The sequence below is a fragment of the Leeuwenhoekiella palythoae genome (assembly GCF_900130045.1).
GTDB classification, from domain to species: Bacteria; Bacteroidota; Bacteroidia; order Flavobacteriales; family Flavobacteriaceae; genus Leeuwenhoekiella; species Leeuwenhoekiella palythoae.
Genome location: NZ_FQXT01000001.1, coordinates 209,223 through 232,229 on the forward strand (window position 1 = coordinate 209,223; position 23,007 = coordinate 232,229).

Here is a 23,007-nt window from a genome sequence, read left to right on the forward strand (position 1 = left end):
ATTAAACTATTAAATAAGGATTCTTGAATTAGAATCCTTATTTTTTCATATAATCTAAGTGTTCTCAGGAACCAATTACAATACAATGGCAGGAAAAACCCTATTTGATAAAGTTTGGGACGCGCACGTGGTAGACACGGTGCCTAATGGCCCACAAGTACTTTATATAGACAAACACCTTATTCACGAGGTAACCAGCCCGCAAGCTTTTTCAGAATTAGAAGAACGCGGCATCGCCGTAGCACGCCCTGATCAGATCGTGGCAACTGCAGATCACAACACACCAACAGTAGATCAACATTTGCCGGTGCGTGATGTATTATCAAGAAATCAGCTGAAACAACTTTCAGAAAACTGTGAAAAACATGGGATCACGCTTTATGGTCTTGGTCACAAATACAACGGAATCGTACACGTGATGGCTCCCGAATTAGGAATCACCCAACCGGGTATGACGATGGTTTGTGGGGATAGCCACACCTCTACACATGGTGCATTTGGTACGATCGCTTTTGGTATTGGTACTAGCCAGGTTGCGCAGGTTTTTGCAAGCCAGTGTTTATTATTGACGAAGCCGAAAAGTCTGCGGGTAAACGTAAACGGAAAATTAAAACCTAACGTGCTTCCTAAAGATGTAATTCTTTATGTGATCTCAAAAATTGGTACCAACGCAGGTACCGGATATTTCTGTGAATATGCCGGGAATGTCTTTGAAGAAATGTCTATGGAAGGCCGTATGACGGTTTGTAATATGAGTATCGAAATGGGTGCGCGAGGCGGAATGATCGCACCAGATCAGACTACTTTTGACTACGTTCAAGGGCGCGAATTCGCTCCGGAAAATGCAGAATGGGAAGAAAAATTGGCCTACTGGAAAACGCTTCCTACAGATGCTGATGCGGTTTTTGATAAAGAATACTCGTTTGATGCAGAAGACATCGAGCCAATGGTTACTTACGGTACAAACCCGGGAATGGGAATTAAAGTTACCGGAACCATTCCTGATAAAGAGGATGTAAATCTAGATAAGGCACTCGCTTATATGAACTTTAAAAAGGGAGAAAGCCTTATTGATAAACCTATCAATTATGTATTTATTGGTAGTTGTACCAACTCCCGTATTGAAGATTTCCGCATTGCGGCAGATTTTGTAAAAGGAAAACAAAAAGCCCCAAATGTAAACGCCTGGTTAGTTCCGGGATCGCAGCAAGTAGCTAAGCAACTCGTTGAGGAAGGACTTGATAAAGTCTTTACTGAAGCCGGATTTGCATTGAGACAGCCCGGTTGTTCTGCTTGTTTAGCGATGAACGATGATAAAATTCCGGAAGGTGAATATTGCGTTTCTACTTCAAACCGAAACTTTGAAGGACGCCAAGGACAAGGCGCTCGTACGATTTTAGCGAGTCCGCTAATGGCTGCCGCCACCGCCGTTGCCGGAAAAATTACAGACATTACAAAACAATTAAACTAGATGGAAAAGTTTACAAAACTTACCGATACTGCTGTTCCGTTACCTATTGAAAATATAGATACAGACCAGATCATACCTGCGCGCTTCCTAAAGTCTACCGACAAAAAAGGCTTTGGCGATAATGTTTTTAGAGATTGGAGATTTAAACAAAACGGTGAAGTAAATGAGGATTTTGTTTTGAACGATCCTACGTACAGCGGTCCTATTTTAGTTGCTGGAGATAACTTTGGTTGCGGTTCTAGTAGAGAACACGCCGCTTGGGCGATTGCAGGATATGGTTTTAAAGTAGTGATCAGCAGTTTCTTTGCAGATATTTTTAAAGGAAACGCGCTTAATAACGGTATTCTTCCTATTCAGGTAACTCCGGAATATTTAAAAGAACTTTTAGCACTTGTTGCTGAAAAACCGCAAACCAAACTCACCATTGATCTAGAAAACCAGTTATTGAGTACCCCTGCGGGCGAACTCGAGTTTGAGATCGATCCGTATAAAAAGGTCTGTATGATCAATGGCTATGATGACATTGATTTCTTGATCAGTAAAAAAGATAAAATCGAAGCTTTTGAACTTGAACGCAGCTTCTAACTAATAAACGATAAAGTAGCACTTATGAAATTTGATATAGCACTTTTAGCAGGAGACGGTATTGGTCCTGAGGTCACTGAGCAAGCCGTGAAGGCGCTTGATGCGATCGCAGACGTTTACAATCATACATTTAAATTTAACAAAGCGCTGGTAGGCGCTTGCGCTATTGACGAGACGGGAGACCCGCTTCCTGAAGATACGATCAAATTGTGTCAGGAAAGCGATGCGGTACTTTTTGGTGCCATTGGTCATCCTAAATATGACAATGATCCTTCAGCAAAAGTTAGACCTGAACAAGGTTTATTAAAGCTGCGTAAGTCGCTTGGTCTATTCTGTAACATCAGACCGGTAAAAGCTTACGAGCGCTTGATCGAAAATTCTCCGTTGAAAAAAGAGATCATCAGCGGGACTGATATTTCTATCTATCGCGAACTCACCGGCGGAATTTACTTTGGATCAAAAGAATTAAGCGAAGACGGACAAGTAGCAAGCGATGGTTGCTCCTACTCTGTTGAAGAAATCACGCGTATTGCGCATCTTGCCTTTAAAGAAGCACAAAACCGAAGAAAAAAATTAACGCTTGTAGATAAAGCAAATGTATTAGAAACTTCGCGTTTATGGCGTAAAACCGTTACCGAGATCGCTAAAGAATATGATGATGTAGAACTCGACTTTTTATTTGTGGACAACGCAGCGATGCAAATGATCTTAAATCCGAGTCAGTTTGATGTGATCTTAACCGAAAATCTTTTTGGAGATATCATTTCTGATGAAGCATCGGTAATTGGTGGTTCCATCGGGCTATTGGCTTCTGCATCTATCGGAAGCACTGTAGGAATGTTTGAGCCTATTCACGGTTCATTCCCTCAAGCTACTGGTAAAAATATTGCTAACCCGCTGGCTTCTATTCTTTCTGCAGCAATGATGTTACGCCATCTTGATCTGCAAAAAGAAGCAGACGCTATCGAAAAAGCAGTAGAAAAGTCATTAGAGTTAGGTATCACTACTGGCGATATCAATCCTAAAAAACCCTACAGCACGACCAAGGTGGGTGACTTTATTGCTGACTACATCACACATCCTGAAGATTCTAATCGTAATTTTAGAAACATTCACGCGGGACAAAGCACGATTATCTAGGAATAGATTTTAGGTAGAAGATATTAGATCCTAGATCTGAGATGTTAGACCTGAAATATTAGAATAAAAAAAGCGACCTGTTGGGTCGCTTTTTTTTTGTTCAGTGTCAGATTCCTAATTATCCTCGAGAATTTCCTTTAGATTTTTGAGTCCGGCTTCAAAGTCTTTGCCTACCATTTTATCCATACTCATAAAATACGTCATCACTGTAAAGGGAAACTTATTCTTTCCGCTAAAACCCCAAGCTACGTTAGTTATCCCGGGATTAGGTGTGCTTACCGCTAACCACGCATCGCTGGTACTTTTCATAGGTTTAATAAAGCGCAACTGACTTTCTATACGTTTACCGGGAATGATCCCTGTAATCTCTTGTTCGCCACTTCCTACTTCTTTATTTCCATCCCATTTAGAAACAAAGCCCACAGTACCATCTACCCCTTCATAGACTTTCTTCATATCTGGATCCTTTCGGCTCCAAGGAGACCAATGATCTTGATTTTTTAAATACTTTAAATATTCAAAAACTTTATCTGCTGGTTTTTGAATGTTGATATCACGCTTTACTACATATTGCTTTTTGGCGGTCAAATGCAGAATAGCGATTAAAACTAAAATTCCGATGAGGATATAGACGAATAACATATCAGGTTGTTTGAGGTTGCTACAGACTAAAGTAGAAAAATTTTAAATGTAATTCTCAAACTTTTTTAAACAACCACTCCCAAAACGATATTTTGTGTCTTAATTGATTTCAATAAAAAACCGCCCGGGACATCACCACCGGGCGGTTTCTAGTTTGCACGCTTCCGATATCAAAAGAAGCGATGCAAACAACCTCAACACTAACTAAAAACTAGTTCCAGCCGCCACCTAGCGCCTGGTACATATGCACATAGGCATTCATTTGAGCCATTTTAGTTTCCACTAAATCAAAATTAGATTCTAACGCATCGCGCTGCGTCATTAAAACTTCCATATAATCAGCTCTTGCCGAAGAGAACAACTGCCCTGAAATATTCACCGAACGATTTAAGGCATCTACTTCTTGCGACTTCAGCGCAAAACTCTGTTCTAAATTATCAACCTTAGCTAGTTGGTTAGCCACTTCTATATACGCATTCAACACGGTTTGCTCATAATCATAAACCGCCTGAATTTGTTTTGCATTAGCACCTGCGTACGCTGCTTTGATCTCGTTTCTATTGATCAAAGGCGCTGTCAACTCTCCGGCAATTGAGTACAATAAAGACTCCGGAGTGTCTAGCAAATACTTCGGGTTGAACGCTTCAAAACCTACTCCGGCTGAAATACCTAGCGAAGGATAAAAACGTGCTTTTGCCACTTTTACATTAAGCTTAGCCGCTTCAAGCGCTAATTCAGCTTGCTTAATATCAGTACGATTCTCTAAGAGTTGCGCGGGAACTCCAGATTGAATAACCGCAGGTTTCATTGCCATCAGATCTTGAGAACTGCGGGCAACGTGCTGCGGAAAGCGACCCACCAGAAAATTGATTCGGTTTTGAGCTTCTACAATGCGTTGCTGAATATCAAACTGCAAACTTTTAGTGTGCAATACTTCTGCTTCAAATTTACTCACCGCAAGCCCTGTGGCACGTGCAGCTTCTTTTTGAAGTCGCACGATTCGATACGCATTATTCTGAATCTCAATATTTCGGTTTAAAATTTCTAACTGATTATCGAGTGCTAAAAGTTCGTAGTAGTTTTCAGCGATCTCGCCTACCAACTGCGTAACCATAAAATTTCGACCTTCTACGCTCGACAAATAATTAAAGACGGCTGCTTTTTTTGCGTTGCGTAGTTTCTTCCAGATATCCAATTCCCAAGTTGCTTTGAGTCCGAAATCATAATTAGGCAAAGGCTCCGGGAATTCTTCTCCCGGTCGTATATCTGTGTTGGCATCATTAGCTCCCTGACTTGTATATCTACCAACTTTTTCAGTTTCGGCACCAGCACCAAAGCCTACAAAGGGTAAATACTCACCTTTTTTTGCTTTGATCTCTGCTTTTGAAATCGCAATTTCTTGTAGCATAATATTCAACTCCTGATTGTTTGCCAGAGCAGAATCTATAAGCACAGTTAAATAAGGATCTGTAAAATATTGCTTCCAGTGTATCAAAGCAGTGTTGGTCGTATCAGTCACCGCATAGTTGGTATAGCTTTGTGGGAGGTCCTTTAAATCGACCTCCCGCTCTGCTAAACCTGGTGCTTTACAGGCAGAAAATGCCAGTATGAACAACACCATTACGGTATATAAAAATTGCGTTTTATTTATCTTCTTGATCATCTTCTTCTGAATTTGAAAAACTATCTATTTCGTGTACAAAGCCTTCGGTTAAAGAACCGTCTTCTTCGTCTCTAATTAATTTTCTTCCGTCTGCGAGAGAGCCAAAAATGAAGTACAATCCGGGCACGATAATCACCCCGAAAATAGTACCGAATAACATTCCGCCTAATGCCGAAGCACCAATCGTATGGTTACCAATCGCTCCTGCTCCTGATGCTAATAACAGCGGAATCAAACCGGCGATAAAGGCAAACGAAGTCATTAAAATAGGTCTGAAACGCACCTTTGCTCCTTCTATCGCAGCATCGAGTATCGTGGCACCCTGAGAGCGTTTTAATACTGCAAATTCTACAATAAGCACGGCGTTTTTACCCAAAAGACCTACTAACATTATGAGACCAATTTGGGCATAAATGTCATTCTGTAGTCCCATCATTTTAAGCACCATAAATGATCCAAATACCCCAACCGGAAGCGAGAACACTACCGATAACGGAATGATAAAGGATTCGTACTGTGCAGCTAAAACAAAGTACACAAAGACTAATACAATCAAGAAAATATAAACGGACTCATTACCGCGGTTAGCCTCGTCATAAGAAAGACCTTCCCAGCCAATGTCATATCCTTTGGGTAAGGTTGTCGCTGCTACTTCACGAATTGCTTCAATCGCGTCTGCTGTCGTATATCCGGGAGCCGGTAGACCGCGTATTGCCGCAGAATTATACATATTGAAACGCGTTACCTCGTTAGGCCCTTGTGTTTTCTTAAGGGTCATAAATGCAGAATACGGAACCATTTCGCCATCCTCATTCTTCACAAACATATTGAGCACATCTGAAGGCAATCTTCTGAATTTAGGATCAGACTGTACATAGACCTTAAAGAAGCGACCAAACTTGATAAAACCTTGCTCGTAGGTACTACCTATCATAATGTTTAGGTTTTCCATAGCTTTCCCAATAGAAACACCTTTTTGCATAGCAAGATCATTATTGAATTCCAGCTCATATTGCGGATAATTTGCCGCAAAGAAGGTAAATACACCGGTGAGTTCTTTACGCGCTTTTAAATGGTCTACAAACTCTTGGTTTACCTTATCAAAATCTTGATAATCCGTTTCCGTATTCTCATCTAACAAACGCATTGAGAATCCACCAGAAGAACCAAAACCAGGGATGGCAGGCGGTTCAAAGAATTCAATTATGGCACCTAGCCCTTTTGATTTCTCCTCAAGCTCTTCCATAATTTTGGTAACATCGTGCTCACGCTCAGACCAAGGTTTTAAGTTGATCAAACACGTACCTGCGTTAGAACCACGACCTTCGGTCATAATCTCATAACCTGCAAGCGAAGAAACCGACTCGATCCCGTCAACTTCTTCAGCGATTTTCTGAAGTTCAAGCGAAACTTTATTGGTTCGCTCTAATGTTGCTCCCGGAGGTGTTTGAATGATCGCATAGATCGTACCTTGATCCTCACTAGGAATAAACCCTGACGGAAGCACTTGACTTTCTAAGAAAATACCAATACAGAAAGCAATCAAAATTCCGAAGGTTAACCATCTTCTGCTTACGATACGCTTCAGTACTGCAACGTATTTACCGGTAAGTTTATCAAAACCACTATTGAATTTATCCAGCGCACGTGTAAAGAGATTACGCTTCTTCTCTTGTCCGTGGTTATTCTTTAACAGCATTGCACACAATACCGGCGTCAGCGTCAACGCGATCAATGCTGAAATCACAATGGAACTCGCCATAGTAATCGAGAACTGTCTATAGAAGGTTCCTACGGGACCAGACATAAATGATATAGGTAAGAATACCGAAACCATTACACCGGTTATCGCTATAATCGCTCCACTTATTTCACCCAAAACTTGTTTAACGGCGAGATACGGCGATATATGCGGATGCTCTTCAAACTTGGCGTGCACCGCCTCGACGACAACAATCGCATCATCCACCACAATACCAATAGCCAGTACGAGCGCAAACAGCGTCACCATGTTTATCGAAATGCCAAAGAACTGAATGACAAAGAACGCCCCAATTAAAGAGACCGGCACCGCGATGATAGGGATTAACGTGGAGCGCCAGTCTCCTAAGAATATAAATACTACTAAGGCAACTAAAATAAAGGCATCACGTAAGGTGTCTATTACCTGTTCTATAGAAGAATCTAAGAATTTAGAAACATCATAACTGATTTTATAGTCCATTCCTGGAGGGAAATCAGCGCGCATTTCTTCAAGCTTTTCTTTTACTTCATCAATAACGTCACTGGCGTTACTTCCGTAGTTTTGCTTCAATACGATCGCCGCAGAAGGATGACCATCTAAGTTGGAGTAGATATCAAAGAATTCACTTCCTAACTCTACTTTACCAATATCTTTCAGGCGAATGCTTTCCCCTTCAGAATTGGCTCTAATAATGATATTTTCATATTGTTCAGGCTCGTTGTACCGGCCTTTATACGTCAACACATATTCTAGAGACTGCGCCTCTATACCAGAACTTCGTCCCAAGCGTCCGGGACGTCCCACGATACTTTGTTCCTGCATCGCTTCCATCACTTCATCAACTGAGACATCATAAGCACGCATACGATCTGGATTTAACCAAACACGCATTGCGTATCTACGGCTTCCTAAAATTTGAGACCGTGCAACCCCTTTTAGACGATTGATCTCAGGAATCATTTTTACGTTAGCATAGTTGTACAGAAATTTTTCATCCATACTTTTTTCCTTAGAGTACAGGTTCACATACATCAACATACTAGGCTGTATGGGTGTAATCACTACCCCTTCTCGCTGAACCAATTCGGGCAAGAGGGGCATCACCTGGTCAACCCTGGTCTTGACCCTCACCACAGCTTGGTTAGGATCTGTACCGGGTTCAAAAATGATTCTAAGCGTGGCTTCCCCTGCACTGGTAGCATCGGTAGCCATATAACGCATTCCTTGAACCCCGTTAATCGAATTCTCTAAGGTTACTAAGGTTGATTTTACTAATACATCTGCACTTGCACCGGGATACGCAATAAAAATATTTACCGTGGTAGGCGCGATTTGCGGGAACTGTGATATAGGCAGCTGCTTGATCGCGAGCGAACCTATAAACACGATAATAATCGAAATTACTATCGCAAATACGGGTCTGTGAATAAATCTACTAAACATTATTTTCCTTTTTTAGAAGAAGTGCTTACTCAGCGTAAAGAGCTAATTCAGCCATAGCTTCACTAGGTTCTTCTACTTCATATTCTACTTTATCATTCTCTCTTACCAATCTCAATCCTTCAAGAAGAATTTTATCATCGGTGCTCAGACCATCGCTCACAGCATACAAGTGCGGCATTTCTTCAGCGATGGTAATTTGTCTAGAGTGAACGACGCCTTCGTCATCTATCACATAACAGTACTTCTTGTCAAGGACTTCAAAAGTTGCTTTCTGTGGAATTAAAAGCGCATTTTCTAAAGGAATAGTAACGTGTACATTACCGGTTTCTCCGTGACGTAGTAGCGCGTCAGGGTTAGGGAAAGTAGCTCTAAAAGGAATATTACCCGTTTCGTTATTAAAGTCGGCTTCAATGGTTTCTACAATACCTTTGTGACCAAAGTATTTGTTGTTTGCCATAAGCAATTCAACTTCTGGTTTTGTAGCATCTTTCAGCGCAGCTTTATAATCAAGATATTCCGCTTCAGGAACATTGTAGTAAACCCACATAATGTTGTTATCTGAAAGATTGGTGAGTAATTCGCCCTCATCTACCAGACTACCTAAACGCACGTGAAAGCGGTCAACGATCCCGTCAAATGGTGCTCGTATCTGAGTAAATTCAAGATGTACTTGGGATAGCGCAAGCTCTGCATTAGCCTTTTCTAACTTCGCTTTAGCCATTGCTAGTTCGTTAGGTGCAACCACATTGCTATCGGCGAGTTTTTTAGTGTTTTGATATTCAATATTGGCAAATTGTGCTTCGGCTTTTGCTTTTTGCATTTCTGCTTCATAAAGCTTCGGCATAATTTGAAAAAGAAGCTGTCCTTTTTTTACGGATTGACCTTCGTCAACAAATATTTTCTGAAGATACCCGCGCTCCTGAGCACGTAATTCAATATGACGACTTGAGTGAATCTGGGCAACATAATCTTTTGTAATTACGGTATCCTTTCGCATAGGATTAGTAACATAAAAGGTAGTTTCTTCTTCCTTTTCGTGGTGTTCTGACTTGCAGCTTACGTGGAACAACATAGTCCCCAAGCCCAACATCATGAGAATCTTTTTCATGTGATGTGAATTTTACTTTAAAAAATTAAATGGATTTAAAAGCTTTTCCCGAACGGAAAAAACATAGGAATGTCTCGGCTTCTTGGCTAAGTGTGAGGCACCAAAAAACTGAAACAGGTTTAGCCCAAACAATGTGGGCTTAAAAGTTTAAATCAAAGTCTAAATACCTGGAATAAAAGGTATGGCTTTACTGAAGCGCTTAAAGAAGAACGCGCTTTAGTTTTTAAATATTTGTATTTAAAGTAAAAACATCTTGGAACAGATGTCTGTGTAGCGAGGACTGCGGTTGCAAGGCTTTGGCTTGCTTTAGAAATTGAACGATCGCTTTCTTCAATTTCAAATTCTGCGATTCTTAATTCTAAGTTTTGACTGTGAACCACGTCAAAATGTGGTTGATTCAAGTCATTGATTAAGGTTTCTTCAAAAGCATTGGATTGCATTGCCGAATCAGCCGGCAGGTAAGAACTACCTGAAAGCTGCACAAAGCCAGCAAGGAATACAATAAATGAAAAAAGAAACTTCATATGTTCTTTGAATTAAGACGAGACAAAATTAACAGAAGACTTAGCAAACCACCAAAAATTGTAAACGAAAAGTTTTAAGAAAAATCATTTTCTTAGCATTTAATCAAAACTTAAAGTGATCTCATAAAAAAAGTGGCATAAAAATAACTTTATGCCACTTTTTAGCTTAAAAGCTTACGCTATGCTATTTGATATCTAAAGCGGTGGAAACTTTGCGCATTTTAGCTTTAATTTCGGCAAATCCCGGATTATGAATGCTACCTATGTGGGTATGATTTTTTCCGGCCTCAGGCTTGTACGTCCCGTCTTGTACTTGGCTTCCAATCTGTTGATATGCCTCTCTAAATGATTTACCTTCTACTACGAGATCGTTAATACTATCAACAGTAAACAGGTATTTATACTTCTCATCGTTCAGGTCAATTTCTTTAACGATCACCTGACCAATCGCATAATCAAAGATCTCTAAAATGTCCTTGATGGTCTCAACCGCGCTTATCGTATTTTCTTTCAACAACTGATAATCTCTGTGATACCCGCTGGGCAAATTATTAGTAATTAGTACCATTTCGGTACTTAAGGATTGAATCTTATTACACTTACCACGAATTAACTCAAAAACATCAGGATTCTTTTTGTGCGGCATAATACTGCTTCCCGTAGTAAGATGCTCCGGAAAACTCACAAAGCCAAAATTCTGACTCATATACAAGCACACATCCATCGCAAAACGAGACAGTGTGTTGGCTAAACTTCCTAAGGTCGAAGCCAGTGTACGCTCGCTTTTACCGCGCGCCATTTGCGCTGCAACCACGTTATATTTCATTGTGGCAAAACCCAATTCTTTGGTCGTCATCTGGCGATCTATAGGAAACGAACTTCCGTAACCTGCCGCAGAACCCAGTGGATTTTGGTCAACAATATCCTGAGTCGCATTGATCAATATTACATCGTCGATCAATAACTCAGCATACGCTGTAAACCAAAGACCAAAACTGCTAGGCATTGCGACCTGTAAATGCGTATAACCCGGCAACAACTTATCTTTATGCTTTTCACCAAGATGCATTAAGGTTTCAAATAAAGAAACCGTACGCGCTTTAATTTGCTGTAATTGTTCTTTATAATACAACTGAAGCGCTACCAAAACCTGATCGTTACGCGAGCGCGCCGTGTGTACTTTTTTACCGGTATCGCCAAGAATAAGCGTTAATTCTGCTTCTAGTTTAGAATGAATGTCTTCATATTCAGGCTCTATAAAGAAATCCGGATTTTGCGTATGCGCTTCTAAAATATCAAGCTGCGGAAGCAAACTTTTTAATTCCTCATCGGTAAGAATACCTATTTTATTCAGCATTTTTACGTGCGCGCGTGTCGCTTGCACATCATATTTAGCAATATGCACATCGATCTCACGATCGTTACCCACCGTAAAATCGATGATCTTAGTATCTATATCGGCACCTTTGTCCCAAAGTTTCATATCTCGTGTGTTTTCATTCCCTAGAAATAAGGAATCTAATTATTCCGCAAAGGCGGAAATCTTAAAGTATACTTTTCAGCAAATCTATATAAATTTCGATTCCTTCTTCGATTTCATTTACATAGATAAATTCGTTAGCGCTGTGCGAGCGCGTACTGTCACCGGGACCCAATTTAAGCGAAGGGCAGCTCAATACCGCCTGATCGCTAAGTGTTGGCGAACCGTAAGTACTTCTTCCTAGCGCAATGCCGGCTTTAACCAAATCGTGATCTACAGGAATTGAAGAAGAATTTAATCGCAAACTACGCGGAATGATCTCGTCGCACGGCGCTTTTTCCTGAAGTAAATCGGCTATTTCCTTATTGGAATACGCATCATTCACGCGCACGTCAACAACCAATTCCACATCTGCCGGAACCGCGTTATGCTGCTTCCCTCCTTTGATCTGCGTAACGGTCATTTTTACATCGCCCAACGCATCTGAAGATTTTTCAAATTTGAAATTCTTAAACCATTCTAAAACTTCAATACAATTGTAAATCGCATTGTTATCGTTAGGATGCGCTGCATGAGAAGGCGTTCCTTTCACTTTGGCGTCAAACACCACAAGACCTTTTTCAGCAACTGCGAGATTCATTAAGGTAGGTTCACCCACGATTGCAACATCAACCGGCGGAATCACCTTAAGCATACTATTCAAACCATTGGGACCACTGCTTTCTTCTTCACCACTGGCCACAATAACCAAATTGTATTTTGGATTTTCCTGCGCGTAGAAATAGGTAAAGGTTGCGATTAACGAAACTAAACACCCACCTGCATCATTACTCCCTAAACCATATAGTTTACCATCTTCTACATCCGGACTGTACGGATCGCGTGTATACCCATTATTAGGCTGCACCGTGTCGTGGTGGCTATTAAGCAGCAATGTAGTTTTGCCTTCTTGAAAGTCTTTGTTGGTTGCCCAGATATTATTGGCCTGCCTTTTAAAAGGAATATCGTGCGCATTAAACCAAGCTTCAATTATCGCAGCGGTACCTTCTTCTTCGGAAGAAAAAGATTGGGTTGCGATCAATTTTTTAAGTAGCTCAATCGCTTCCTGTGTAAGTTGCTCTCTATTCATTACAGTCTTAAGGTTGTAAAATTAGCATCTTTATGGTGTAGCATTTCGGGCTTTCCTAAACGTACTTGCTGCACACCGCCTTTTAAAGCGTAAAAACAGTTTTCCATTTTTGGAAGCATTCCGTCTGCTATTATTTTTTCTTCTAAGAATTCAGCATATTTGGCTGAATCAATGTCTTTCACTACTGAAGTATCGTCGTTAATATCGAGTAAAACGCCGTTCTTTTCAAAGCAATAATTCAACGTAACTTCATAGTTTGCTGAAAGTCCACGTGCCAATTCACACGCGATCGTATCTGCATTGGTATTGAATAATTGCCCATTTCCGTCGTGTGTGATCGCACAAAATGCTGGGGTGATCCCAATACTCAAAAGCTTATCGATCATCTCTGAATCTACCGCTACCACGTCACCCACAAAACCAAAATCGATTTCCTTAACCGGTCTTTTTACAGACAAGATCGTATTCCCATCAGCTCCCGAAAATCCTATCGCATTACAGTTTCTGGCTTGCAAACCGGCGACGATGCTTTTGTTCACTTTTCCTCCGTAAACCATCGTGATTACTTCAACCGTTTCGGCATCGGTAATTCTACGACCATTCACCATATTCACCGGAATTGCTAACCGCTCAGCCAGCTGACTCGCTAGCTTTCCGCCACCGTGCACCAAAATCTTCGGCTCCGGAAGCGCTGCAAAAGCATCTAAAAAAGACTGAAGATCTTCTTCTTTCTCGATAATGTTCCCGCCTACTTTGACGATGTTTAGCTTTTTCATTTTCGGCTTTTAATTCAGGTTCTCTAATATCTTCTTCAAAACCACCTGCGCAGAAAACGTACGGTTGTTTGCCTGCTCGATCACTACAGATTGCTTTCCGTCTAAAACTTCGTCTGCAACGATCACATTGCGACGCACCGGCAAACAATGCATAAATTTGGCATTGCCCAGTTTTTCGTCGGTAATCGTCCAACTGCTGTGCGAATCTACAGTTGCCAAAACTTTACCGTAATTCTCGTAATTACTCCAGTTTTTGACATAGACAAAATCTGCATCTTTTAAGGCCTCATCTTGATCATAAACCACAGGCGTATCCTTCATCGTAGCGTCGCTCAGTTCATAACCTTTAGGATGCGTAACGGTAAGCTCAACATCCATTTTTTGCATCATCCCGATAAACGAATTGGCCACCGCATGCGGTAATGCTTTAGGGTGAGGCGCCCAACTCAGGACCACTTTTGGCCTTTTCTTTTGAGAGAGCTCCGTGATGGTAATAGCATCTGCCAGGGCCTGTAATGGGTGCGCCGTTGCACTTTCCATATTGACCACCGGTACTGTGGCGTATTTTACAAAGTTAGAGATCACGTATTCTGACTCATCTTTGGCTTTATCAGTCAACGTTGGGAAAGCACGTACCGCAATCACATCACCGTATTGAGAGATCACTTTGGCCGCTTCTTTCACGTGCTCAGAAGTGTCTGCATTCATCACTGTGCCGTCTTCAAATTCTAACTTCCAAGCGTCGCTGTTGAAGTTCATCACCGTAACATCCATTCCTAAATTGCTTGCTGCTTTTTCTGTACTTAGACGCGTGCGCAAACTCGAGTTGAAAAACAGCATCACCAGGCGCTTGCGCTTTCCTAAATGTTCATATGCATATGGATTCGCTTTTAACGCGCGTGCTTCGGCGATTAATTCCTGTAGATCTGTAATGTCGTCTAAACCGGTGTATTTTTTCATTAGTTGATTCCTGTCAAAGTGTTAGTTAGCAGCCGAAATCTCTGCTAGAGTTATAGTTATTATAAGTTGTTTAATTCTATTTTAAGTGCTTCAAAAAACTGATCGATATGCTCGTTCTGAACCGTTAATGGTGGAAGAATGCGTATCAAGTTTTTATTTTTTGCACTTCCTGTAAAAATATGCTGATCGTAAATCAGCTTTTTGCGTAAGGCTGCCGTATCAAAATCAAATTCAATACCTAGCATCAAACCGCGCCCTTTTACCGCTTTGATCTGCGGAATTTCTGTAGTTTTTGCCTTAAAATGATCAGAAACGCGTAACGCGTGTGTCATCAAATCTTCTTCTTCTAAAACTTCAAGAACGGTCAAGGCTGCGGTACACGCTAAGTGATTTCCACCAAAGGTGGTCCCCAGCATTCCGTATTCTGCTTTGATCGAAGGGTGAATTAGAATTCCTCCAACCGGAAATCCGTTCCCCATTCCTTTAGCCATCGAGATCAACTCAGGCTCCACGTTATATTCTTGAAAAGCAAAGAATTTGCCGGTACGGCCAAAACCTGCCTGAACTTCGTCTGCAATAAGGCAGGTTCCGGTTTCCTTGCATAGTTTATCAACGCCTTCATAAAATTCAGCAGTGCTGATATCTAAACCACCAACACCTTGAATAAACTCCACGATTACCGCACAAACATCACCTTTTGCTAAAACTGCAGCTAAAGCGTCCAAATCTCCTAAGGGTAAAAATTCAACTTCTTGCTGTGCGTTAATTGGTGCGACAATTTTAGGATTATCGGTCGCGGCAACCGCTGCTGAAGTTCTTCCGTGGAAACTGTTGTGAAAAGCGACTACTTTTTTTCTTCCGGTAACGAAAGATGCCATTTTCAACGCATTCTCATTAGCCTCAGCCCCACTGCTACACATAAATAATTGATAGCCGGGACAATTAGCCTGAAGCGGTAATTTTTCGCCTAAAGCTTCCTGTAATGGGTTTTTAACCGCATTGCTATAAAAGCCGATATCGCCCAATTGCTTGGTAAGATTTTCAACATATTTAGGATGTGCGTGACCTATGGAGATCACCGCGTGACCACCATATAAATCTAAATATTTAGTAGGTGCAGCATCATAAACCCAGACATCCTGAGCTTTAATGGGTGTCACATCATAAAGTGGATAAACATCAAATAAACTCATTATTTCTGGTCTGTTTTTATAACATTAATTTTATTGAAAGATGCAACCATCCCTTGAATCAACGACGAACTCAAGCCTTTGTGCTCCATCTCGTTCAAGCCTTCTATGGTACAACCTTTTGGCGTGGTTACACGATCGATCTCTTCTTCTGGATGGTTTCCGGAATCGATCAATAATTTGGAAGCACCGTTACAGGTGTGCATCGCTAATTCTTGTGCTTCTTTAGCATCAAAACCTAACTGAATCGCTGCCTGTGTTGTTGCGCGAATTAAGCGCATCCAGAATGCGATTCCGCTGGCGCAAACTACCGTTGCTGCTTGCATTTGTTTTTCAGGAATGATCAAGCTGTTTCCTAATCTGTTGAAAATAGCTTCGGCGATCTTGATACGCTTCATTCCTTTCTCGTTACTCGCCAAACACGTCATCGATGCACCAACCGCAATCGCTGTATTCGGCATCGCGCGAATGATGAACTGGTCAGTTCCCACAATATCTTCTATCTGCGAAATTTGATACCCTGTGATCGTTGATATCAGTACATGCTTATCAGTCAATTCGTTTTTGATATCGTGTAAAATAGAACCTAACTGCGCAGGTTGTACCGCAAAAATCAAAATATCAGATTTTTGCACCGCCTCAACATTGTCTGAAGTCACAAACACGTTTTTATATTCGGCATAGGACTCAATCCCAGCCGGATTACGGCGCGTCATGTACAAAGAAGTGATTGCATTATTGGTAATTAAACCTTTAGCTATTGAAAGCCCCAAATTACCTGTACCTATGATTGCTATTTTCATAATTAATAAGATTTTTCATTTCCGCCCTTCGACTATCGCTCAGGATAAATTTCAGACGGAAATCTTTTTATACGCCTCTCTAAAGGCTTAGAAATAACTTCCTTTTAAATTCAAGCCTTCGGTTTGTGGTAGACCGAAAATCAAGTTCATATTTTCTACCGCCTGTCCTGAAGCTCCTTTTAAAAGATTATCAATACAACTGGTGATCAATAATTGATTGTTGTGCTTATGCAAGTGAATCAAACATTTATTGGTGTTCACCACTTGCTTCATATGAATATCTGTCTCGGAAACAAAGGTGAATGGCGCTTCGGCATAAAAATCGGTGTAGATTTTTTTAATAGCTTCCAGGTCTCCTTCAAATTTGGTGTACGCGGTGGCGAAAATTCCTCGAGAGAAATTCCCACGATTTGGAAGAAAGAAAATCTCCTTGTCAAATCCGCTTTGCAAACTTTTAACCGACTGATTGATCTCCCCCATATGCTGATGGGTAAACGGCTTGTAATATGAGAAGTTATTATCTCTCCAAGTGTAATGCGTCGTTGCTGAAAGTGAAGTTCCCGCTCCGGTAGCACCGGTCACTGCATTGATGTGAATGTCTGAAGTTATATTCTTTGAATCTGCTAACGGAAGTAATGCCAACTGGATCGCAGTAGCAAAACACCCCGGATTTGCAATAGAACCCGCTTGTTTGATCTCGTCTTTATTCAGTTCCGGAAGTCCGTAAATGAATTCTCTTCCTTGAAACTCAGCGTCTGGTTTTAGCCTGAAATCGTTACTTAAGTCAATAATAATGGTTTCTTCTGAAAACACATTCTTATCTAAAAATGCAGTTGAGTTTCCGTGTCCTAAACACAAGAAAACCACATCAACATTAAAATCAACCGTATCAGCAAATCGAATATCAGTACTTCCTAGTAGGTCCTGATGCACATCGCTCAATAGATTTCCGGCATTTGAAGTACTGAAAACAAAACTTAAATCAACATAATTATGATTCAGTAGAATTCTGATTAACTCTCCTGCCGTATAACCGGCACCGCCAATTATTCCTGCTTTGATCATGAGTCTCCGTTTACGTGGTTGTAAATCTTGTTTTGGTTCCCGGTGATTTTGATAAAGCCTTTAGCATCATCTGCCGTCCAGCCTTTATTCATCTCACCATACGCACCAAACGAAGCATTCATCAAGTCGTGATCAGACTTTATTCCTTCTAAAGTAAATCGATACGGTTGAAGCGTCACATACACTTCACCTGAAACATTCTTTTGACTATCGGTTAAAAATGCTTCCAAGTTGCGCATTGCGGGATCAAGATATTGTCCCTCGTGCAGGTGCATTCCATAGAAATTAGATAAATAATCTTTGTGCTGCATTTGCCATTTTGTAAGCGTGTGCTTCTCTAGCAAATGATGCGCTTTTAAAATAATCACAGGTGCAGCAGCTTCAAAACCTACACGACCTTTAATCCCAATAATCGTGTCACCCACATGAATATCACGACCGATACCAAACGGAGCCGCAAGTTTTTGTAAAGCTTCAATATTTTCTACAGGAGATCCCGATTTACCATTTACAGCGGTAAGTTCACCCTTTTCAAAAGTTAAGGTTACTTTTTCTGCTTCAGACTTTTCTACCTGAGAAGGAAAAGCAGATTCCGGCAAACCTTGGTGTGAAGTCAATGTTTCACTTCCGCCAACAGAAGTTCCCCATAGTCCACGGTTTATAGAGTATTGTGCTTTTTCCCAAGACATCTCAACCCCGTGACTTTTTAAATAATCGATCTCCTCCTGACGTGAAAGTTTTAAATCTCTAATTGGTGTGATGATCTCGATCTCAGGTGCCAAAGTTTGAAAGATCATATCAAAACGCACCTGATCGTTTCCTGCTCCCGTGCTTCCGTGAGCTACGTATTCTGCACCAATAGATTTTGCATAATTGATGATCTCAACCGCCTGAATAATACGTTCTGCACTTACCGAAAGCGGATAGGTATTGTTTTTCAATACGTTCCCAAAGATCAAATACTTAACTACTTTGTCATAAAAGCGATCTACTGCTTGTACATTTTTGTAGGTTTTTGCACCGATCTTTAAGGCTTTAGATTCGATTTCGTCAATCTCTTCTTGCGTAAAACCACCGGTATTAATGCTTACCGCATGAACTTCAAATCCTTTTTCTTCTGAAAGGTATTTTGCGCAATAACTGGTATCTAAGCCGCCGCTGTAGGCGAGAACTAATTTTTTCATTTTATTCTATTTATTCTGAAAACGCTCGGTAAGTGAGCTTAAGGTTTTTATTCTTCTTTTTTTTTATCTTTTTTCAAAAACAAGTGTTCTTTGATGCTTTTTAATCGGGTAAATGCTTTAGGGTTTACCTCTTCTTTCTCACGAACTCTTTGATTGATTTTATCTTCAATTTCCTGCTTTTTCTTTTCTTCTTTTTCAGGATCATAAAGCATTCCTGTGCACAAACACATTTTTTGCTCAGTACGTTGAAGAATGTCGTAGTTTCTGCAGGTTTGGCAACCTTTCCAAAAAGTAGGATCATCTGTAAGCTCTGAGAAGGTCACAGGACGGTAGCCCAAATCCGAGTTGATCTTCATCACGGCAAGACCGGTGGTGATCCCAAATACTTTAGCATCAGGATATTTAGCTCTGGAGTGATTAAAGATCGCTTCTTTGATCTGGCGCGCGAGTCCGCTGCCTCTATAATCCGGATGTACTATAAGTCCTGAATTAGCTACAAACTTACCATGGCCCCAAGCCTCGATGTAGCAAAAACCGGCAAATTTCTCACCGTCAAGGGCGATCACTGCATTGCCGTTTTCCATCTTGGTAATGACGTATTCAGGTGTACGTTTGGCGATTCCGGTGCCGCGTACTTTTGCAGATTCTGCGATGGTATCGCAAATATATTGTGCATATCCCGCGTGGGATTTGTTAGCAATAATAATTTCCATATTCAATTGAATTGGAAGTTAGAAAAAAGTGAAATTGTAATTTGAATCGAAAGTTGGAACCGGACTCACCTAAGTTCCCTAAAAATATGCACCCACTAGGGGCGGCGGCGCTCACGGCGGCGTACAGGAATATAAACCAATGTAGTGTTGGTTCTGTTAACTGGGTATAAAGAATTAAGCAACGCACTTACCGCTTGCTTTAGTTCTGTTATATGTCTTTTTATTCCCTTCATTGTTGATGCTAAAATACAAAGTAGATTTAAATGAACCTCCAGATTTTACTAGAAATATCAAATAAATCTACTTTTTTAAATATTCTTCAGTTTTCAATACAAAAAGCACTTTTCACTGATTGATTCATAATAAACCAAATCATTTATGAATGTTACAGCAAGTAATCTGTACTTACAAAGTTTGATTTTTTGGTATCCAACAGCTCATTAAGGATCGCATTGTTGTATGCATTGTCTTTAGAAGCCACAAATGTGCGTATCGAGAACGAACGCAAGGCATCATGTACGCTCAATGTACTCACCGCTGAATCCTTTCTGCCTGTAAATGGATAAACATCTGGACCGCGCTGACACGAACTGTTTAAATTTACACGACATACTAAATTAACTAACGTGTCTATCAGCGGCGCAAGTGCTTTTACATCTTTACCAAAAAGACTTACTTGCTGTCCGTAATTCGATTCAGCCATATCATCTAAAGGTTCGTCGATGTGTTTAAATGTCAACACCGGAACTACAGGGCCAAATTGTTCTTCTTTGTAAACCTCCATTTCTTTAGTCACCGGAAACAATACTGCCGGCCAAATAAAGTTTTCTGAGCGCTCCCCGCCTTTTGCGTTGATCACTTTTGCGCCTTTGGCTTTAGCATCATCAATCAACTGCTGAATATAATCTGGTTTTGAAGGTTCAGGGAGCGGCGTGAGCTTCACATCATCTTCCCAAGGCAAACCAAATTTTAAAGCATCAACAGCCTCAGCATACTTTCTATTGAAGGTTTCTGCGATATTTTCATGCACATAGATCACTTTCAACGCTGTACAGCGCTGGCCGTTAAAAGATAGTGTTCCGGCGATGCATTCTGCAACTGCAAGATCAAGATCAGCATCCGGTAAAATTATCGCGGGATTTTTTGCTTCGAGACCTAAAACTAAGCGCAAACGGTTTTGTTTAGGGTGCAATGCCTGAAGTGAATTGGCCGAAGAACTATGACCAATCAAGGCTAAAACATCTACCTTTCCGGTTTTCATAATTGGTGTTGCCACGGCTCTACCTCTTCCAAAAAGAATATTCACCACTCCGGCAGGGAAACTTTCTTGAAAAGCCTCTAGCAACGGTGTGATTAAAAGAACGCCGTGCTTAGCCGGTTTAAAAACAGCCGTATTTCCCATAATCAATGCAGGAATCAGCAAACAAAACGTCTCGTTAAGCGGATAGTTATAAGGCCCCAAACAAAGTACAACGCCTAAAGGACCTCGTCTAATATGCGCGTGAATACCACCTTCTTTATAGAATTTAGCACTCTCACGATCCATATTCTTGTAATCTTCGATGGTATCAAGAATATATTCAACTGTACGATCAAACTCTTTTTGCGAATCCGGGTAATTTTTACCAATCTCCCACATCAGCAGTTTTACAATGAGTTCCCGCTTTTCTTTCATTTTTGTAACGAAAGTTTCCATACACTTAATACGGTCGGCAACTTTCATTGTAGGCCACAAGCCCTGACCGCGATCATAGGCTTTGTGCGCAGCATCAACTGCTGCAATAGCTTCAGATTCGCCCAAAGAAGGAATAGAGCCCAAACGAGTTGGTTGACGCTCTCCATCTTTTTCTGTATGAATGCTTGAAAAAACATCTGCTGTTTCACCATTCCAATTATGCATTTTCCCGTCAATTAGATAGGTGCGCTGCTCAATAGAGTCAACTTTAAACTGATCTGGAATATCTGTAGGTAATTGTTTCATAGGTTGATTAGATTTTGACAAAATGAATTGACTTTAAGACTGCTATTTTGAAAATATACAATTTAAAGAGCTAAGGGGTAGATTATTAAATCTTTAAATCAGGAATTCAAATAAGTCTGGTTTATCATTGAGATATTCTCCGAAGAAATTTCTACTCTTCATTCGGGCTATTAACGGGTCAAGATCCTTGCGGTCTTTCAGCTCAATACCTACTACTGCAGGGCCATCTTCACGAGATGTTTTCTTCTTATATTCAAAAAAGGTAATGTCGTCTTCCGGACCTAGGATTTCATTTAAGAACTCACGCAATGCACCGGCTCGCTGCGGGAATCTTATGATGAAATAGTGTTTTAACCCTCGATACAAAAGAGCACGTTCTTTAATTTCCGCAGTACGGGTAATATCGTTGTTGCTTCCGCTTACAATACACACTACATTTTTACCCTTGATCTCATCAGCAAACTGATCTAGCACCGATAAGGTTAAAGCCCCAGCAGGTTCAACTACAATCGCTTCTTTGTTATAAAGATCAAGTATAGTCTGGCAAACCTTCCCTTCAGGAACAGTTACCATTTTCTCCAAATATTCTTTACAGATAGCAAATGTGCGATCTCCTACGCGCTGTACAGCAGCACCGTCAACAAACTTTTCGATCAGCGATAGTGTCGTATTTTCTTTATTAAAGATCGAAGTGCTCATTGAAGGAGCACCTTCGGGCTCTACTCCTATTACTTTAGTATTGGGCGAAAGCAAATGAAATACCGTACTCAAGCCGGAAGCTAAACCACCACCACCTACAGGAACAAAAACATAGTCTATCTCATCTTTACTCTGTTCAATAATTTCTAAACCAACGGTTGCTTGGCCTTCAATGATCTTTTCATCATCAAAAGGATGTACAAAGATTTTACCAAGCGCATCGCATTCAATTTTTGAAGCTTTGTATGCATCGTCAAAGGTGTCTCCCGTAAGCACAATTTTGGCATATTCGCCACCAAACATTTCTACCTGCTCGATCTTTTGCTTAGGCGTAGGTGACGGCATAAAAATAGTACCGTTGATCTTCAGCTTGGCACAAGCAAAAGCCACGCCTTGCGCGTGATTTCCTGCACTGGCACAAACAATTCCTTTGGCGCGCTCTTCATCGCTAAGCGAATTGATCTTATTGAATGCTCCTCGGATTTTATAGGACCTCACCTGTTGCAAATCTTCACGCTTCAACATAACATTGGCGTCAAACTTGCGCGAATAATTTAAACTCGGCATTAAAGGAGTCAACGCAGCAACACCCTCCAGAGTTTTTGCTGCTTCCTTTATCTGCTCTAGATCAGGAAAAAATGTGGTTTTTAAATCGCCCAAAATAAAAGTATTAGGATTAAGTAAGCCTGTCTCAAAATGCATTGTGA

At 40.8% G+C, this 23,007-nt stretch carries 19 protein-coding genes; 3 read left to right on the top strand and 16 right to left on the bottom strand.

Going from position 1 to position 23,007, the window contains the following annotated elements:
• The first annotated feature begins 85 nt into the window (after nucleotides 1-85).
• The 3 genes from leuC to leuB are packed head-to-tail and all read left to right on the top strand — an operon-like array spanning nucleotide 86 to nucleotide 3,196.
• Nucleotides 86-1,471, top strand: coding sequence for a 3-isopropylmalate dehydratase large subunit (gene leuC, locus BUA96_RS00915; protein WP_072979385.1), 1,386 nt, complete (start codon nucleotides 86-88; stop codon nucleotides 1,469-1,471).
• Nucleotides 1,472-2,056 (top strand): 3-isopropylmalate dehydratase small subunit, encoded by a 585-nt coding sequence (gene leuD, locus BUA96_RS00920; RefSeq protein ID WP_072979387.1) that lies wholly within the window; start codon nucleotides 1,472-1,474, stop codon nucleotides 2,054-2,056.
• Between the two features lie 24 nt (nucleotides 2,057-2,080).
• On the top strand, nucleotides 2,081-3,196 hold the full coding sequence (gene leuB / locus BUA96_RS00925; RefSeq protein ID WP_072979389.1) for a 3-isopropylmalate dehydrogenase: 1,116 nt from the start codon (nucleotides 2,081-2,083) through the stop codon (nucleotides 3,194-3,196).
• Between the two features lie 114 nt (nucleotides 3,197-3,310).
• Here the strand turns inward: leuB and BUA96_RS00930 are convergent, their stop codons facing one another.
• The 16 genes from BUA96_RS00930 to ilvA form a co-directional block, all read right to left on the bottom strand.
• Nucleotides 3,311-3,838 carry an SRPBCC family protein gene (locus tag BUA96_RS00930; protein ID WP_072979391.1) on the bottom strand — a complete coding sequence of 176 codons (528 nt, stop codon included), beginning with the start codon at nucleotides 3,836-3,838 and terminating at the stop codon, nucleotides 3,311-3,313.
• A 211-nt stretch (nucleotides 3,839-4,049) separates the two neighbouring features.
• Entirely contained in the window at nucleotides 4,050-5,501 is a 1,452-nt protein-coding gene (locus BUA96_RS00935; protein WP_072979393.1) for a TolC family protein, read from the bottom strand.
• Complete coding sequence (locus BUA96_RS00940) at nucleotides 5,482-8,688, bottom strand: efflux RND transporter permease subunit (RefSeq protein WP_072979395.1); 3,207 nt, start codon at nucleotides 8,686-8,688, stop codon at nucleotides 5,482-5,484. The genes BUA96_RS00935 and BUA96_RS00940 overlap by 20 nt, the downstream gene beginning before the upstream one ends.
• A 25-nt stretch (nucleotides 8,689-8,713) precedes the next feature.
• Nucleotides 8,714-9,796 (bottom strand): efflux RND transporter periplasmic adaptor subunit, encoded by a 1,083-nt coding sequence (locus tag BUA96_RS00945; RefSeq protein WP_072979397.1) that lies wholly within the window; start codon nucleotides 9,794-9,796, stop codon nucleotides 8,714-8,716.
• Between the two features lie 152 nt (nucleotides 9,797-9,948).
• Nucleotides 9,949-10,320 carry a hypothetical protein gene (locus tag BUA96_RS00950; protein ID WP_072979399.1) on the bottom strand — a complete coding sequence of 124 codons (372 nt, stop codon included), beginning with the start codon at nucleotides 10,318-10,320 and terminating at the stop codon, nucleotides 9,949-9,951.
• A gap of 184 nt (nucleotides 10,321-10,504) precedes the next feature.
• Nucleotides 10,505-11,803, bottom strand: coding sequence for an argininosuccinate lyase (gene argH, locus BUA96_RS00955; protein ID WP_072979401.1), 1,299 nt, complete (start codon nucleotides 11,801-11,803; stop codon nucleotides 10,505-10,507).
• A gap of 61 nt (nucleotides 11,804-11,864) precedes the next feature.
• Nucleotides 11,865-12,929: a M20 family metallo-hydrolase gene (locus BUA96_RS00960; protein WP_072979403.1), complete on the bottom strand. Its 1,065-nt coding sequence runs from the start codon at nucleotides 12,927-12,929 to the stop codon at nucleotides 11,865-11,867.
• A complete protein-coding gene (gene argB, locus BUA96_RS00965) occupies nucleotides 12,929-13,705 on the bottom strand; it encodes an acetylglutamate kinase (protein WP_072979405.1) in 777 nt (258 codons plus the stop codon). Before argB ends, BUA96_RS00960 begins: the two co-directional genes overlap by 1 nt.
• A gap of 9 nt (nucleotides 13,706-13,714) precedes the next feature.
• Nucleotides 13,715-14,665, bottom strand: a complete 951-nt coding sequence (locus BUA96_RS00970; protein ID WP_072979408.1) for an N-acetylornithine carbamoyltransferase — start codon at nucleotides 14,663-14,665, stop codon at nucleotides 13,715-13,717.
• A gap of 59 nt (nucleotides 14,666-14,724) precedes the next feature.
• Nucleotides 14,725-15,858, bottom strand: a complete 1,134-nt coding sequence (locus BUA96_RS00975; protein WP_072979410.1) for an aspartate aminotransferase family protein — start codon at nucleotides 15,856-15,858, stop codon at nucleotides 14,725-14,727.
• Nucleotides 15,858-16,658: a pyrroline-5-carboxylate reductase gene (gene proC, locus BUA96_RS00980; protein ID WP_072979412.1), complete on the bottom strand. Its 801-nt coding sequence runs from the start codon at nucleotides 16,656-16,658 to the stop codon at nucleotides 15,858-15,860. Before proC ends, BUA96_RS00975 begins: the two co-directional genes overlap by 1 nt.
• Nucleotides 16,659-16,745: 87 nt before the next feature.
• A complete protein-coding gene (gene argC, locus BUA96_RS00985; protein WP_072979414.1) occupies nucleotides 16,746-17,723 on the bottom strand; it encodes an N-acetyl-gamma-glutamyl-phosphate reductase in 978 nt (325 codons plus the stop codon).
• Nucleotides 17,720-18,907, bottom strand: a complete 1,188-nt coding sequence (gene argG / locus BUA96_RS00990) for an argininosuccinate synthase (protein ID WP_072979416.1) — start codon at nucleotides 18,905-18,907, stop codon at nucleotides 17,720-17,722. The genes argC and argG overlap by 4 nt, the downstream gene beginning before the upstream one ends.
• A 47-nt stretch (nucleotides 18,908-18,954) precedes the next feature.
• Complete coding sequence (locus BUA96_RS00995; protein WP_072979418.1) at nucleotides 18,955-19,620, bottom strand: GNAT family N-acetyltransferase; 666 nt, start codon at nucleotides 19,618-19,620, stop codon at nucleotides 18,955-18,957.
• A gap of 385 nt (nucleotides 19,621-20,005) precedes the next feature.
• A complete protein-coding gene (locus BUA96_RS01000; RefSeq protein ID WP_072979420.1) occupies nucleotides 20,006-21,601 on the bottom strand; it encodes an NADP-dependent glyceraldehyde-3-phosphate dehydrogenase in 1,596 nt (531 codons plus the stop codon).
• 93 nt (nucleotides 21,602-21,694) lie between these two features.
• Complete coding sequence (ilvA, locus tag BUA96_RS01005) at nucleotides 21,695-23,002, bottom strand: threonine ammonia-lyase IlvA (protein ID WP_072979422.1); 1,308 nt, start codon at nucleotides 23,000-23,002, stop codon at nucleotides 21,695-21,697.
• Nucleotides 23,003-23,007: the final 5 nt, after the last annotated feature.

Excerpts from the sequence above, each read along its gene's own strand:
- BUA96_RS00945 (WP_072979397.1), bottom strand. The coding sequence starts at position 9,796 with ATGAAAAAGATTCTCATGATGTTGGGCTTGGGGACTATGTTGTTCCAC.
- argG (WP_072979416.1), bottom strand. The coding sequence starts at position 18,907 with ATGAAAAAATTAGTTCTCGCCTACAGCGGCGGCTTAGATACCAGTTAT.
- BUA96_RS01000 (WP_072979420.1), bottom strand. The coding sequence starts at position 21,601 with ATGAAACAATTACCTACAGATATTCCAGATCAGTTTAAAGTTGACTCT.
- argH (WP_072979401.1), bottom strand. The coding sequence starts at position 11,803 with ATGAAACTTTGGGACAAAGGTGCCGATATAGATACTAAGATCATCGAT.
- BUA96_RS00950 (WP_072979399.1), bottom strand. The coding sequence starts at position 10,320 with ATGAAGTTTCTTTTTTCATTTATTGTATTCCTTGCTGGCTTTGTGCAG.
- leuB (WP_072979389.1), top strand. The coding sequence starts at position 2,081 with ATGAAATTTGATATAGCACTTTTAGCAGGAGACGGTATTGGTCCTGAG.
- BUA96_RS00975 (WP_072979410.1), bottom strand. The coding sequence starts at position 15,858 with ATGAGTTTATTTGATGTTTATCCACTTTATGATGTGACACCCATTAAA.
- leuD (WP_072979387.1), top strand. The coding sequence starts at position 1,472 with ATGGAAAAGTTTACAAAACTTACCGATACTGCTGTTCCGTTACCTATT.
- BUA96_RS00930 (WP_072979391.1), bottom strand. The coding sequence starts at position 3,838 with ATGTTATTCGTCTATATCCTCATCGGAATTTTAGTTTTAATCGCTATT.
- argC (WP_072979414.1), bottom strand. The coding sequence starts at position 17,723 with ATGATCAAAGCAGGAATAATTGGCGGTGCCGGTTATACGGCAGGAGAG.
- leuC (WP_072979385.1), top strand. The coding sequence starts at position 86 with ATGGCAGGAAAAACCCTATTTGATAAAGTTTGGGACGCGCACGTGGTA.
- BUA96_RS00935 (WP_072979393.1), bottom strand. The coding sequence starts at position 5,501 with ATGATCAAGAAGATAAATAAAACGCAATTTTTATATACCGTAATGGTG.
- BUA96_RS00995 (WP_072979418.1), bottom strand. The coding sequence starts at position 19,620 with ATGGAAATTATTATTGCTAACAAATCCCACGCGGGATATGCACAATAT.
- proC (WP_072979412.1), bottom strand. The coding sequence starts at position 16,658 with ATGAAAATAGCAATCATAGGTACAGGTAATTTGGGGCTTTCAATAGCT.
- argB (WP_072979405.1), bottom strand. The coding sequence starts at position 13,705 with ATGAAAAAGCTAAACATCGTCAAAGTAGGCGGGAACATTATCGAGAAA.
- BUA96_RS00960 (WP_072979403.1), bottom strand. The coding sequence starts at position 12,929 with ATGAATAGAGAGCAACTTACACAGGAAGCGATTGAGCTACTTAAAAAA.
- BUA96_RS00970 (WP_072979408.1), bottom strand. The coding sequence starts at position 14,665 with ATGAAAAAATACACCGGTTTAGACGACATTACAGATCTACAGGAATTA.
- BUA96_RS00940 (WP_072979395.1), bottom strand. The coding sequence starts at position 8,688 with ATGTTTAGTAGATTTATTCACAGACCCGTATTTGCGATAGTAATTTCG.
- ilvA (WP_072979422.1), bottom strand. The coding sequence starts at position 23,002 with ATGCATTTTGAGACAGGCTTACTTAATCCTAATACTTTTATTTTGGGC.